At 61.2% G+C, this 13,213-nt stretch carries 10 protein-coding genes; 5 read left to right on the top strand and 5 right to left on the bottom strand.

Translation table 11 applies throughout. The features are described 5' to 3' along the window. Positions 1–43: 43 nt before the first annotated feature. Together K5Y35_RS19110 and K5Y35_RS19105 are read right to left on the bottom strand one after the other, a co-directional pair. Positions 44–1,327, bottom strand: a complete 1,284-nt coding sequence (locus K5Y35_RS19110) for a Zn-dependent hydrolase (protein ID WP_222832615.1) — start codon at positions 1,325–1,327, stop codon at positions 44–46. Between the two features lie 155 nt (positions 1,328–1,482). Continuing rightward, positions 1,483–2,967, bottom strand: a complete 1,485-nt coding sequence (locus K5Y35_RS19105; protein ID WP_128615127.1) for an NCS1 family nucleobase:cation symporter-1 — start codon at positions 2,965–2,967, stop codon at positions 1,483–1,485. A 624-nt stretch (positions 2,968–3,591) separates the two neighbouring features. On the opposite strand from K5Y35_RS19105, the gene hydA reads away from it, so the two are divergent. The 3 genes from hydA (at position 3,592) to preA (ending at position 7,831) form a co-directional block, all read left to right on the top strand. Beyond that, complete coding sequence (gene hydA, locus K5Y35_RS19100) at positions 3,592–5,031, top strand: dihydropyrimidinase (protein WP_123462646.1); 1,440 nt, start codon at positions 3,592–3,594, stop codon at positions 5,029–5,031. Between the two features lie 157 nt (positions 5,032–5,188). Further along, complete coding sequence (locus K5Y35_RS19095) at positions 5,189–6,556, top strand: NAD(P)-dependent oxidoreductase (RefSeq protein WP_123462964.1); 1,368 nt, start codon at positions 5,189–5,191, stop codon at positions 6,554–6,556. Next, complete coding sequence (gene preA / locus K5Y35_RS19090; RefSeq protein WP_222832614.1) at positions 6,557–7,831, top strand: NAD-dependent dihydropyrimidine dehydrogenase subunit PreA; 1,275 nt, start codon at positions 6,557–6,559, stop codon at positions 7,829–7,831. A gap of 293 nt (positions 7,832–8,124) precedes the next feature. On the opposite strand, the gene K5Y35_RS19085 is transcribed toward preA, so the two are convergent. Then, the gene (locus tag K5Y35_RS19085; protein WP_064587091.1) at positions 8,125–8,745 is read right to left on the bottom strand and encodes a TetR/AcrR family transcriptional regulator; all 621 of its coding nucleotides are present in this window, start codon (positions 8,743–8,745) and stop codon (positions 8,125–8,127) included. 137 nt (positions 8,746–8,882) lie between these two features. Between K5Y35_RS19085 and copC the strand changes: the two genes are divergently transcribed. Beyond that, positions 8,883–9,245 carry a copper homeostasis periplasmic binding protein CopC gene (gene copC, locus K5Y35_RS19080; RefSeq protein ID WP_123462640.1) on the top strand — a complete coding sequence of 121 codons (363 nt, stop codon included), beginning with the start codon at positions 8,883–8,885 and terminating at the stop codon, positions 9,243–9,245. A gap of 3 nt (positions 9,246–9,248) precedes the next feature. Next, the gene (gene copD / locus K5Y35_RS19075; RefSeq protein WP_222832613.1) at positions 9,249–10,103 is read left to right on the top strand and encodes a copper homeostasis membrane protein CopD; all 855 of its coding nucleotides are present in this window, start codon (positions 9,249–9,251) and stop codon (positions 10,101–10,103) included. A 55-nt stretch (positions 10,104–10,158) separates the two neighbouring features. Here copD and K5Y35_RS19070 read toward each other — a convergent pair whose 3' ends face one another. Further along, positions 10,159–11,301: an HlyD family secretion protein gene (locus K5Y35_RS19070; RefSeq protein ID WP_123462636.1), complete on the bottom strand. Its 1,143-nt coding sequence runs from the start codon at positions 11,299–11,301 to the stop codon at positions 10,159–10,161. Further along, complete coding sequence (locus K5Y35_RS19065) at positions 11,298–12,953, bottom strand: MFS transporter (RefSeq protein ID WP_123462635.1); 1,656 nt, start codon at positions 12,951–12,953, stop codon at positions 11,298–11,300. Before K5Y35_RS19065 ends, K5Y35_RS19070 begins: the two co-directional genes overlap by 4 nt. Positions 12,954–13,213 lie beyond the last annotated feature (260 nt).

Raw genomic sequence — 13,213 nt, 5'->3', positions numbered from 1 at the left:
GGGATAACCGCTATTGAGTGGTTATCCCGTTTTTAATGCGCGCTCACGCTGCGCGTTGACCGCCCGCCACCATCGCCGAAGCCGCCAGCATCGCCCGCAGCAATACCGCACACCCCGCCGCCAGATCATCCGGCGCGGCGTTCTCGATTTCGTTGTGGCTGATGCCGCCTTCGCACGGCACAAAAATCATCCCGGCCGGGCCGAGTTCGGCGAGGAAAATCGCGTCATGCCCGGCGCCACTGACGATGTCCATGTGCGACAGACCCAGCCCTTTCGCCGCGCCGCGCACCGCCGTCACACAGCCCTTCTCGAAGTACAGCGGCGGGAAGTCGGCGGTCGGGGTCAGTTCATAGGTCAGCCCGTGCTCTTCGCAGGTGGCGTCGATGACGTGTTTCACCTCGGCGATCATCGAATCCAGGCGTGCCGGCTCCAGATGACGAAAATCTAGGGTCATGCGCACTTCGCCGGGGATGACGTTGCGCGAGCCGGGATAGGCCTGCAGGCAACCGACAGTGCCACAGGCGTGGGGTTGATGGCCGAGGGCGGCGCGGTTGACCGCACCGACGATCACCGAGGCACCGACCAGGGCGTCCTTGCGCAGGTGCATCGGCGTCGGCCCGGCATGGGCTTCAACCCCACGTAGCTTGAGGTCGAACCACTTCTGCCCGAGCGCGCCGAGCACCACGCCGATGGTTTTCTGTTGGTCTTCGAGGATCGGGCCTTGCTCGATGTGCGCCTCGAAATACGCGCCGACCTTGTGCCCGCTGACTTTGCGCGGCCCGGCATAGCCGATGGCGTTGAGCGCTTCGCGGACGGTGACGCCCTCGGCATCGACCTTGGCCAGGGTTTCTTCGAGGGTGAATTTTTCGGCAAACACTCCGGAGCCCATCATGCATGGGGCGAAACGAGAGCCCTCTTCGTTGGTCCAGACCACCACCTCCAGCGGCGCTTCGGTTTCCACGCCGAGGTCATTGAGGGTGCGCAACACTTCGACGCCGGCGAGCACGCCGAAGCAGCCGTCGAACTTGCCGCCGGTGGGCTGAGTGTCGATGTGGCTACCGGTCATCACCGGCGGCAGATCGGGATTACGCCCCGGACGGCGGGCGAAGATGTTGCCCACCTGATCGACCGTGACGCTGCACCCGGCGTCCTTGCACCATTGCACGAAGAGGTCGCGGGCCTGGCGGTCGAGGTCGGTCAGGGCCAGGCGACAGACCCCGCCCTTGACCGTGGCGCCAAGCTTGGCCAGTTCCATGAGCGAGGCCCAGAGGCGGTCGCGGTTGATGTGCTGATGGGTGGATTGCAGAACGTCTACGGCTGCGTTCATGTTGATCTCCTCAGGCAGTTTCTTATGATATTTCTGTGGTGCTTTTTGGGCCGCCATCGCTGGCAAGCCAGCTCCCACAGGTTTTTGGGTGTGCCCACAATTTGTGTACGACTCGATCCCTGTGGGAGCTGGCTTGCCAGCGATGAAGCCTTCCCTTACACCGCTGTTTTCATGACCGAAGGCTGCGCCCGCATCACGCACAACCCGTAATAAATCACCCCGCCCAGCGCCGAGCCGGTGAACCAGCCGTAGCTGTAGAACCAACTGAACGCATCGCTGCCCAGCGACAACAGGGTCAGCAGCACCGGCACGCCAAACGCGGTAAATCCGGCCCAGTTCCACGCCGGATACACATCGTCGCGGTACAACCCGGCCAGGTCCAGTTGCTGTTTCTTGATCAGGAAATAGTCCACCACCATGATCCCGGCGATCGGCCCGAGCAGGCTCGAATAGCCCAGCAGCCAGTTGGAATACACGGTCTCCAGGCTGACGTCGGAAACGATCAGCCCCAGCTTTTTCAGCAGTTCGTGGGCCATCAAGGCCAGCCCGACCAACCCGGTGAGCAACACTGCTTTGGTGCGGTTGATGACCTTGGGCGCAATGTTCTGGAAGTCGTTGGTCGGCGAAACAATGTTCGCTGCGGTGTTGGTCGACAGCGTGGCGATGATGATCAGCGCCATGGCCACCGCGACCCACACCGGGCTTTGAATGTGGCCGATCAGACTGACCGGATCGGACACCGTGACACCCACCAGTTTCACCGAGGCGGCGGTCATCACCACACCCAGCGAGGCGAACAGGAACATGGTCAGTGGCAAGCCGAAAATCTGCCCAAGGATCTGGTCCTTCTGGCTCTTGGCGTAACGGCTGAAGTCAGGAATGTTCAGCGACAACGTGGCCCAGAAGCCCACCATCGCGGTCAGCCCGGCGGCGAAGTAACTGACCACACTGGCGCCTTCCGGGCGTTTCGGTGGAATCGCCAGCAGCTCGGTCATCGACACATTGGGCATCGCCCACATCAGCAAGCCAATGCCGACTGCCACCAGCAACGGCGCGGACAGGGTTTCCAGCCATTTGATCGACTCGGCGCCACGAATCACCACCCACAGGTTCAGCGACCAGAAGATCATGAAGCCGATCACCTCGCCGGTGCCACCCAGGGATTTCCAGCCCTCGAACACCGAACCGAGAAACAGGTGAATCGCCAGGCCGCCAAACATCGTTTGAATGCCGAACCATCCACACGCCACCAGCGCGCGAATCAGGCACGGCACGTTGGAGCCGAGCACGCCGAACGACGAACGCAGCAGCACCGGGAATGGAATCCCGTACTTGGTGCCCGGGAAAGCGTTGAGCGTGAGCGGGATCAGCACAATGACGTTGGCCAGCAGAATCGCCATCAGCGCTTCGCCCACGCTCAGGCCGAAATACGCGGTGAGCACGCCGCCGAGGGTGTAGGTCGGCACGCACACCGACATGCCGACCCACAGCGCGGTGATGTGCCATTTGTTCCAGGTTCGTTCGCGCACCTTGGTCGGTGCCATGTCGTGGTTGTAACGGGGACTGTCGAGGACGTCGCTGCCGGCTTCGAGTTCGAACAAGCCGTCGCGCTCGGTCACTTGCGATCTGTTCTGTTGCATGGCCGCTCCACTGTTCTTCTGATTATTTTTTTGCTCATCAGGCGGCTGCACACCAGGGTGCGAGCCGGACGATGGCCGGAGGAACTGACAACTTTCGTGTACCGGCCATGGTGTCAGCGGCGGCATCAATAAACGTGCCGGGTGCCCCGCTTACGCATCGGGCCGTGGTTCAAATACATTGCAACTTTCTGATATTGCTCGGTTTTAATTATTTATCGAGAGAGTCCGTGAAAACCTGTCTGCACGCTCAGGCTAAACGTTTGCCAAGTTGTTCGAACTGTCAGGACTCAATCTGGTGCACTGCAATTTTTTTCATTCGGGGCGATCGACCGCAGCTCAACTTCAAGCGGCTGATTTCACATAGGAAATCTTGCTCATATTTCCATCCTGTCAAGTGCGTCAAAATGGTGAACAGCCTCACCATTTTGGTGATTTAGGTTTTTTATCTTTATTTTTCATACACTTAAAACATTCATAAGCTTATAAAAAATAATCTTGATCAATTTCAAAACTGCGACTAGTTTCTATTCCTGACAGCCATGACAGGAATACGCCGTTCATCGCTGTACATCAATAAAACATATAGAACCGATACCAGTCGGTCATGCCTGCGAGGAACTCGGAATGTCTCTGTTGATCCGTGGCGCCACCGTTGTTACCCATGATGAAAGTTATCGCGCCGACGTCTATTGCGCCGACGGCGTGATCAAAGCCATTGGTGAACACCTTGATATTCCCGCCGACGCCGAAGTGCTCGATGGCAGCGGTCAATACCTGATGCCCGGCGGCATCGACCCACACACCCACATGCAACTGCCCTTCATGGGCACCGTGGCCAGTGAAGACTTCTTCAGTGGCACGGCGGCCGGTCTGGCCGGTGGCACCACCTCGATCATCGACTTCGTGATTCCCAATCCGCAACAGTCACTGATGGAAGCCTTTCATCAGTGGCGCGGCTGGGCCGAGAAGTCCGCGTCCGACTATGGCTTCCACGTCGCGATCACCTGGTGGAGCGAGCAGGTGCGTGAGGAGATGGCCGAGCTGGTCAGCCATCACGGGATCAACAGCTTCAAGCATTTCATGGCCTACAAGAACGCGATCATGGCCGCCGACGACACGCTGGTGGCGAGTTTCGAGCGCTGCCTGGAACTCGGCGCGGTGCCGACCGTGCACGCGGAAAACGGCGAGCTGGTCTATCACCTGCAACGCAAGTTGATGGCCCAGGGCATCACCGGGCCGGAAGCGCATCCGCTGTCGCGGCCGTCGCAGGTGGAAGGCGAAGCGGCGAGCCGGGCGATTCGCATTGCCGAAACCATCGGTACGCCGTTGTACCTGGTGCACGTTTCCACCAAGGAAGCCCTCGACGAAATCACCTATGCCCGCAGCAAGGGCCAACCGGTGTACGGCGAAGTGCTGGCCGGGCATCTGCTGCTCGACGACAGCGTCTATCAGCACCCGGACTGGCAGACCGCCGCCGGTTACGTGATGAGCCCGCCGTTCCGTCCGCGCGGGCATCAGCAAGCGCTGTGGCATGGCCTGCAAAGCGGCAACCTGCACACCACCGCCACCGACCACTGCTGCTTCTGCGCCGAGCAAAAAGCCGCCGGGCGCGACGACTTCAGCAAGATCCCCAACGGCACCGCCGGCATCGAAGACCGCATGGCAGTGTTGTGGGACGAAGGGGTCAACAGTGGGCGTTTGTCGATGCAGGACTTCGTCGCCCTCACCTCCACCAACACTGCGAAAATCTTCAACCTCTACCCACGCAAAGGCGCGATTCGTGTGGGTGCCGATGCCGACCTGGTGCTGTGGGACCCGCAAGGTACCCGCACCATCTCCGCCAAGACCCACCATCAGCAGGTGGACTTCAACATCTTCGAAGGCAAGACCGTGCGCGGCGTGCCGAGCCATACCGTCAGCCAGGGCAAAGTGGTCTGGGCGGACGGCGACCTGCGCGCCGAGCGCGGGGCCGGGCGCTACATCGAACGGCCGGCGTATCCGGCGGTGTTTGATTTGCTGAGCAAGCGGGCTGAGATGCACAAGCCGACTGCTGTGAAACGCTGAAAACCAGGCCTTCGGCCTTCGCGAGCAAGCTCGCTCCCACAGGGGAATGCATTCCAAATGTGGGAGCGAGCTTGCTCGCGAAGAGGCCATCCCGAACGCCACAAAAACCACTGCCCGACAGAGGCAGAAACCTCAAATAACCGTGAGGCAAAAAACCGTGATCGAGACCCTGAACCATCTCCCGCACCCACACGAAAGCGCCGCCGCCCTCGCCGGCCATTTCACCGATCTGGCGCCGCCACTCAACGCCCGGCAGGCGCATCTGGAAGCCTCGCGCTGCCTGTATTGCTACGACGCGCCGTGCGTCAATGCGTGCCCGAGCGAGATCGACATTCCGTCGTTCATCCGCAACATCCATCAGGACAACGTGCCCGGTGCAGCGCAGAAAATCCTTTCGGCGAATATCCTCGGCGGCAGTTGTGCGCGAGTCTGTCCGACCGAAATCCTCTGCCAGCAAGCCTGCGTGCGCAACAACGCGCAGGAATGCGCGCCAGTGCTGATCGGCCTGCTGCAACGCTACGCCGTGGACAACGCGCACTTCACCGAGCACCCGTTCCAGCGCGCCGCCAGCAGCGGCAAACGCATCGCCGTGGTCGGCGCCGGGCCCGCGGGATTGTCCTGCGCTCATCGCAGCGCCATGCACGGGCATGACGTAGTGATTTTCGAAGCGAGGGAGAAAGCCGGCGGCCTCAACGAATACGGCATCGCCAAATACAAACTGGTCGACGACTACGCGCAAAAGGAACTGGATTTCCTCCTGCAAATCGGCGGCATCGAGATTCGCCACGGGCAGAAACTCGGCGACAACCTGACCCTCAGCGAATTGCATCAGCAATTCGACGCGGTGTTCCTCGGCCTCGGCCTCAATGCCAGCAAACAACTCGGCCTGCAACACGAGGACGCCCCCGGCCTGCTCGCCGCCACCGACTACATCCGCGAACTGCGTCAGGCCGATGACCTCTCGCAACTGCCGCTGGCCGAGCGCTGCATCGTCCTCGGCGCCGGCAACACCGCGATCGACATGGCCGTGCAAATGGCCCGCCTCGGTGCCCGCGATGTGAATCTGGTGTATCGCCGGGGTGCGGCGGACATGGGCGCCACCGGCCACGAACAGGACATCGCCAAAGCCAATCAGGTGCGCCTGCTGACCTGGGCGCAACCGGACGAAGTGCTGCTCGACGCGCAAGGCCAGGTGCGCGGCATGCGTTTCGCCCGCACGCATCTGGTCGAAGGACGCCTGCAAACCACTGGCGAAACCTTCGAACTGGCGGCTGATGCGATCTTCAAAGCCATCGGTCAAGCCTTCGACAGCAGCGCCCTCGCCGACCCGCTGGCCCGCGAACTCAAGCGTCAGGGCGAGCGAATTCAGGTCGATGACAACCTGCGCACCAGCATCCCCGGGGTGTATGCCGGCGGCGACTGCACCAGCCTCGATCAGGACCTCACCGTGCAAGCCGTGCAGCACGGCAAACGCGCCGCCGAGGCGATCAATGCTCAACTGATGCTTAACGTGGAGGCTGCGTAAATGGCCGATCTCTCGATTGTCTTCGCCGGTATCAAAGCCCCCAATCCATTCTGGCTGGCCTCCGCGCCGCCGACCGACAAGGCTTACAACGTAGTCCGTGCCTTCGAGGCCGGTTGGGGCGGCGTGGTCTGGAAAACCCTCGGCGAGGACCCGGCGGCGGTTAACGTCTCGTCGCGCTACTCGGCACACTACGGCAATAACCGCGAAGTGCTGGGCATCAACAACATCGAACTGATCACCGACCGCTCGCTGGAGATCAACCTGCGCGAAATCACCCAGGTCAAGAAAGACTGGCCGGACCGCGCGCTGATCGTCTCGCTGATGGTGCCGTGCGTGGAGGAATCGTGGAAACACATCCTGCCGCTGGTCGAAGCCACCGGCGCTGACGGTATCGAGCTGAACTTCGGCTGCCCGCACGGTATGCCCGAGCGTGGCATGGGCGCGGCGGTGGGTCAGGTGCCGGAGTATGTCGAGCAGGTCACCCGCTGGTGCAAGACTTATTGCTCGCTGCCGGTGATCGTCAAACTGACGCCGAACATCACCGACATCCGCGTCGCCGCCCGCGCCGCGCATCGCGGTGGCGCCGACGCGGTGTCGCTGATCAATACGATCAACTCGATCACCAGCGTCGACCTGGAACACATGGTCGCCCTGCCCACCGTCGGCAGCAAAAGCACCCATGGCGGTTACTGCGGCTCGGCGGTCAAGCCGATTGCGCTGAACATGGTCGCCGAAATCGCCCGCGATCCGCAGACCGAGGGCTTGCCGATTTGTGGCATTGGCGGCATCGGCAGTTGGCGTGATGCGGCGGAATTCATGGCGCTGGGCAGCGGCGCGGTGCAGGTGTGCACAGCGGCGATGTTGCATGGCTTCCGCATTGTCGAAGAGATGAAGGACGGCTTGTCGCGGTGGATGGACAGTCAGGGCTACGCCAACATCGCCGAGTTTTCCGGGCGTGCGGTGGGCAATACCACGGACTGGAAGTACCTCGACATCAACTATCAGGTGATTGCGAAGATCGACCAGGACGCGTGCATCGGTTGCGGGCGTTGCCACATTGCCTGCGAAGACACCTCACACCAGGCGATCAGCAGCCTGAAGCAGGCCGACGGCACGCATAAATATGAAGTGATTGATGACGAGTGCGTGGGCTGCAATCTGTGCCAGATCACCTGCCCGGTGCAGGGCTGCATCGAGATGGTGCCGATGGAGACGGGCAAGCCGTTTCTCGACTGGAACCATGATCCGAGGAATCCGTACCACGTTGCGGTCTAGACCGGCGGCTGATCCAAAAGCCCCCTCACCCTAGCCCTCTCCCAAAGGGAGAGGGGACCGATTGGGGGATGCTGCCAAACTCCGCCGACCTGAAAGTACTGTTGTGAATCCAAAATCGACTGGGGTTCATAGATGAGAGATGCTTTGAATCCAAAATCGACTGGGATCGACAGATACGAACCGCCTTGAATCCATAATCGACCCGGTCTTACAGGTCGATGTACCTCTCAACACACCTCGGTCAGCTCCCTCTCCCTCCGGGAGAGGGTTGGGGTGAGGGTCGGCTTTTACTTTCAGGGCTCCAGCCCGATCCCGCGCAAGATCACACTGGTCACCGTCTGCACCGCCCGCTCGAACTGCATGTCCGACAGCGGCTGGTGTTCGTTGAGAATATTCACTTGATGATCGAAGTCGGCGTAATGCTGGGTCGAGGCCCAGATCATGTACAGCAGGCTCGACGGTTCCACCGGCAGAATCCGCTGGTCTTCCACCCATTGGCGGATCTTCGCTTCTTTCATTTTCGCCCAGTCGTACAGGCTCACATCCAGCGCTTCGCCCAGCGTCGGCGCGCCGTGGATGATTTCGTTAGCCCAGACTTTCGAACCGTATGGCCGGCTGCGCGAATGATTCATCTTGGCGCGGATGTAGCTGCTGAGCACCACCCGTGGATCGTCGAACATTTCGAAACACAGCGCATCCTGCTTCCACACTTCCAGCAAGTCGAACAACACCGCGCTGTACAGCTCACTCTTGGTGGAAAAGTAGTAATGCAGGTTGGAGCGCGGCAGTTGCACTTCGGCGGCGATGTCGGCCATGGCGGTGCCGCCGAAGCCTTTTTCGGCGAAGACTTTTTCCGCCGCCAGCAGGATTTTCTCGACGTTACTGCGACGAATCTCGATCTTGTGATTGCCCATGTGGGCTCCCTGACAACAGCGTTGCCCAAGACTAGCATCCGCTCTGGTGCGCGGGCGACCGCGACAAACAAAACTTCGTACGAAGGACAGCGGGTGGCTAAACTGACGCTTTTTATTCTGCCAACGAGGTATCCGCGATGCTGTTCAAGAATCTCCTGACCACCACTGCCCTGCTCGCTTCGCTGTTCGCCGCCACCTCCGTGTTGGCTCACGCCCACCTGAAAAGCCAGACCCCGGCTGCCGACAGCACCGTCACTGCACCGGCAGACCTGCGCCTGACCTTCTCCGAAGGCGTCGAAGCCAGTTTCACCAAAGTCACCTTGACCAGGGATGGCGCACCGATCGCGCTCAAGCCGCTGACCACCCAAGGTGACAAGAAAACCCTGATCGTCACCCCCGCCGCACCACTGACGGCGGGTGAATACAAAGTCGAGTGGCACGCCGTGTCCGTCGATACGCACAAAAGCGAAGGCGCCTATCAGTTCAAGGTTGGCCAGTGATTGATGAATGAAGCGCTGGTGCTGTGCCGCTTCCTGCATTTCACCGTGGTGTTGATGCTGTTCGGCACCTGGCTGTTCCGGCCGTTGCTGCTCAACGGTGAAGCGCAGGCGCTGGATCGGCAGTTGACGCGCCTGACGCGTTGGCTGACGGCCATTGCACTGGCCAGCGGCATTGTCTGGGCGCTGTTGATCACGGCGAGCATGGCCGGTTCGGCGGCGGCAGCGTTTGACGTGGACACGGTTGCCTTGGTGCTGGGCAATACGTTTTTTGGCCAGGTGTGGCGCTGGCACCTGCTGATCAATGCGCTGCTGCTGGCATTGCTGTTCACTCCGTGGCGTTCAAACCTGGCGTTACGGCTGGGCTTGAGCGGCGCGCTGCTGGCAACACTGGCGCCGGTCGGTCACGGTGCGATGCTCGATGGCTTGAGCGGGCAGTTGCTGATTCTCAACCAGATCATCCACCTCACCTGCGTCGCCGCGTGGCTCGGCGGACTGTTGCTGCTGGTGATGATTCTGCGTCAGCCGAGTCAGCCGCGTGAGGTGTTGCGACGCTTCAGCGGTGTCGGTTACTGGCTGGTGGCCGGGCTGCTGATCACCGGATTGATCAACGTGCGCGTGCTGACCGGCCAGTGGTGGCCAACGCCGTTGTTCAGCGGTTTTGCCCTGATTCTGCTGATCAAGGCGGCGCTGGTGGTGGGCATGCTGGCGCTGGCGCTGTTCAACCGCTTGCGGATTGAAGATTGCGAACAACGGATGGGCGCGCTCAAGCGCAGTGTGGTGCTGGAATGGCTGTTGGGGATGGGGGCGGTGGCGGCGGTTTCGCTACTCGGCACCCTGCCCCCGATGATCACAGGATAAACGCCGTTCAACTGTGGGAGCGAGCTTGCTCGCTCCCACAGGGTTATGCATTGGGTCAATGAGGTTGTGTGTCGCCCGCCGCGGTGTCAATGCTGACCACCACCGACATCCCCGGACGCAACCGCTCCTCTTCCTGCTGCCCCTCATCAATGGTGATCCGCACCGGCACCCGCTGGGCGATTTTCACGAAGTTGCCGGTGGCGTTATCGGCTTGCAACAGCGCGAATTCCGAACCGGTGCCCGGCGAAATATGCTGCACGTGACCGGTGAATCTGCGGTGGTTCAACGCATCGACGGTGAAACGCACCGGTTGCCCGACGCGCACGCTGTCCATCTGGGTTTCCTTCATGTTGGCGATCACCCATTTCTGGTTCGGCACCAGCGCCATCAACTGCGCCCCGGAGTTGACGTAGGCACCGAGGCGCACGCCAATCTGCCCGAGCTGGCCGTCACGCGGGGCGACGATGCGGGTGTTCGACAGGTCAATCCGCGCCAGTTGCACCGCCGCTTCCGCGCTGGCCACCGCCGCCTCCAGCGAACCGCGATTGACGATCACCGTTTGCAGGTCCTGCCGGGCGATTTCCAGATTGGCCTTGGCTTGCGCCACCGCCGCGACACTTTGCGCATTGGCCGCCAACGCCACGTCCATTTCACGCTTGGACACCGAGCCGTCACTCACCAGCTCCTTGTTGCGCCGCAGATCGGCCTCGCTTTTGCGCAACTGCGCTTCACTGTCGGCCTGCACCGCCTGACGCAACTTGATGGTCGCTTCGGCACTGTTGCGCTGCTGCACCACGTTAGCCAGCGCGGCTTTCTGCACCGCCAGTTGCGCCAGCGCCTGATCGAGGCGTTGCTGATAAATCCGGTCGTCCAGACGCACCAGCAAATCACCAGCCTTCACGTACTGAAAATCCTGCACCGGCACCTCGAACACGTAGCCGCTGAGCTGCGGCCCGATGATCGTCACCTGCCCGCGTATCAGAGCGTTTTCGGTGGTCTCCACCGCGCTGCTGAACGGCGGCAATTGCCAGGCATACAACACGATCAACACGCCGACGATGGCGATCGCGGCAAAGCCCAGCGACGAGATGATCCGCACCCGCAGCGAGCGCGGTTCGGTGTTGGGCGAGGACGGCGGCGCCACACCTTCAGGCGTGGCAGCGATGGCATTGGTGGTTGTGGTGGTCGGTTCGGTCATGAAGTAGAAGCACCGCTAGGTGGTACGGAAGGCGCAGAGGCGACGGCTTTGGTGGTGCTCATCAGCCACAGTGCACGAATGGACAGCCAGATCATGGTCAGCACCGCAATCACGGCGATCAGCATGAACACATCGTTGTAGGCCAGCACGTTGGCCTCGCGAGTCGCGGCGTTGGACAAGCTGCGAATACCCGCCAGGTTGCGCAGGCTCGGGTCGGCCAGTAACGAGCCGTACGCCGAACCGCCGCTCTGCACGCGCGCGGCCACCAACGGGTCAGACAGCGTCAGGTGCTCAACGATGTGACTGGAATGAAATTTTTCCCGAGCGATCTGGAAGGTGCCCAGAAGTGCCGCGCCCAGCAGGCCGCCGAGGTTGTTGCAGATCCCGAACAGCACGGAAAAGCTCACCAGGTTGCGTGGATTGGTCAGCACATTGCGAGTACCGAAGACCATGGTCGGGCCGAGGAAAAACGTGCTGCCGAAGGCCAGCAGGAACTGACTGAAGTAGAGGTTTTCCGGGCGGGTCAGGTTGTTGGAAAAGCTGTCCATCATCGACCCGGTGGCCATCAGCGCCAGCGAGATGATCAGCGGCATCAGCAGGTGTTTGGGGTCAATGGTCAGCGCACTGGTCAACAGCCCCGCGACACTGCCGATCAGCATCACCACGTAGAGGCTGTGCAACTGCTCATAGCCCATGTTCAGGTTCTGCATGAAACCGACCGCACCGGTGGACTGCTCCGAGGTGACCATACGAATCAGGGTCACCGCCAGCGCCAGGCGGATCATCACTCCGCTGCCGAGCCAGCGGGTCATCAGCAGCGGGTTGCTGCGGTTATGCTCGATGGCCAGACCGGCGAGGATCAAGGCAATCGAGGCGGCCAGCGCATAGCCGATCCAGTTGGCCTCCAGCCACCAGTCGATACGCCCCAACGACAACACCGCACACAGCAGCGCTACACCGGTGGCCAGAATCGCAAAGGTGAGGAAGTCGAGGGGTTCGAACGTCTTGAAGCGATCGCCCGGCGGCAACTTGAGCATCAATACGCAGCCCAGCGAGAGCAGCGCCATGCCCAATTCGAACAAGTACAGGCCACGCCATTCGGCGATCTGCAACAAGTCCTCGGAAAACAGCCGCGCCAGCGGCAAGGCCAGTTGCGACGTGCCCAGGCCGAGCACCAGTGCCTTCATCCGCCACTTCGCCGGAAACGCCTGGACCATGTAATACAGGCCCAGCGAACTGAGTGCCGCACCGACCATGCCGTGGGCCGCCCGCACCGCCACCGCCGAGTTCAGGTCATTGACGAACAAATGGCCGAAGGTCACCAGTGCATACAGCACCAGAAACACTTCGGTGAACGCGCGCAAACCGAACTGCTGGCGAAACTTCACCAGCAGCAGGTTCATCGACACATTGGTCATCACGAACGCCGCCGGCAACCAGGCCATCTCCGCCGTGGTCGCCCCGAGCGCACCTTGCAGGTAAGGCAGGTTGGCGACCACCAGCGAGTTGCCCAAACCACCGGTCACCGCCACCAGCACACCGACCAGCGCATACGCCAGGCGCTTGGGATTGGAGTGCAACGGCGTCGAAGGGGAACCGGGCAGGCTGGGCTTTTCGTGGGGCTGCCAGTTGCGCGGGGCGTATTGATCCATGGAAAGGCCTTGTGCGGAACGTGGGTGAAGTTTGCCGCAAATTGACCGGCAACACACTCATCCCCTGCCATCCACCAAACCCTGTGGGAGCTGGCTTGCCAGCGATGAGGCCGGCATATCCAGCATCCTTGTTGAATGACACTGCGCAATCGCTGGCCAGCCAGCTGCCACAGGGTTGGGTGGCGAATTGAACATTCAGGCGCCAGCAAGTCATCGTATAACTTGCTGTTGACATTCCCCGAAAACGTAGGAAATATCCG

This window comes from Pseudomonas sp. SC3(2021) (genome assembly GCF_019856535.1).
In the GTDB taxonomy this organism is placed as follows: domain Bacteria; phylum Pseudomonadota; class Gammaproteobacteria; order Pseudomonadales; family Pseudomonadaceae; genus Aquipseudomonas; species Aquipseudomonas monsensis.
This window is presented reverse-complemented; position numbering and strand designations above follow the sequence as displayed.

Coding starts and splice junctions, on each gene's coding strand:
- copC (WP_123462640.1), top strand. CDS start 8,883: ATGCTGTTCAAGAATCTCCTGACCACCACTGCCCTGCTCGCTTCGCTG.
- copD (WP_222832613.1), top strand. CDS start 9,249: ATGAATGAAGCGCTGGTGCTGTGCCGCTTCCTGCATTTCACCGTGGTG.
- hydA (WP_123462646.1), top strand. CDS start 3,592: ATGTCTCTGTTGATCCGTGGCGCCACCGTTGTTACCCATGATGAAAGT.
- K5Y35_RS19085 (WP_064587091.1), bottom strand. CDS start 8,745: ATGGGCAATCACAAGATCGAGATTCGTCGCAGTAACGTCGAGAAAATC.
- K5Y35_RS19070 (WP_123462636.1), bottom strand. CDS start 11,301: ATGACCGAACCGACCACCACAACCACCAATGCCATCGCTGCCACGCCT.
- K5Y35_RS19110 (WP_222832615.1), bottom strand. CDS start 1,327: ATGAACGCAGCCGTAGACGTTCTGCAATCCACCCATCAGCACATCAAC.
- K5Y35_RS19105 (WP_128615127.1), bottom strand. CDS start 2,967: ATGCAACAGAACAGATCGCAAGTGACCGAGCGCGACGGCTTGTTCGAA.
- preA (WP_222832614.1), top strand. CDS start 6,557: ATGGCCGATCTCTCGATTGTCTTCGCCGGTATCAAAGCCCCCAATCCA.
- K5Y35_RS19065 (WP_123462635.1), bottom strand. CDS start 12,953: ATGGATCAATACGCCCCGCGCAACTGGCAGCCCCACGAAAAGCCCAGC.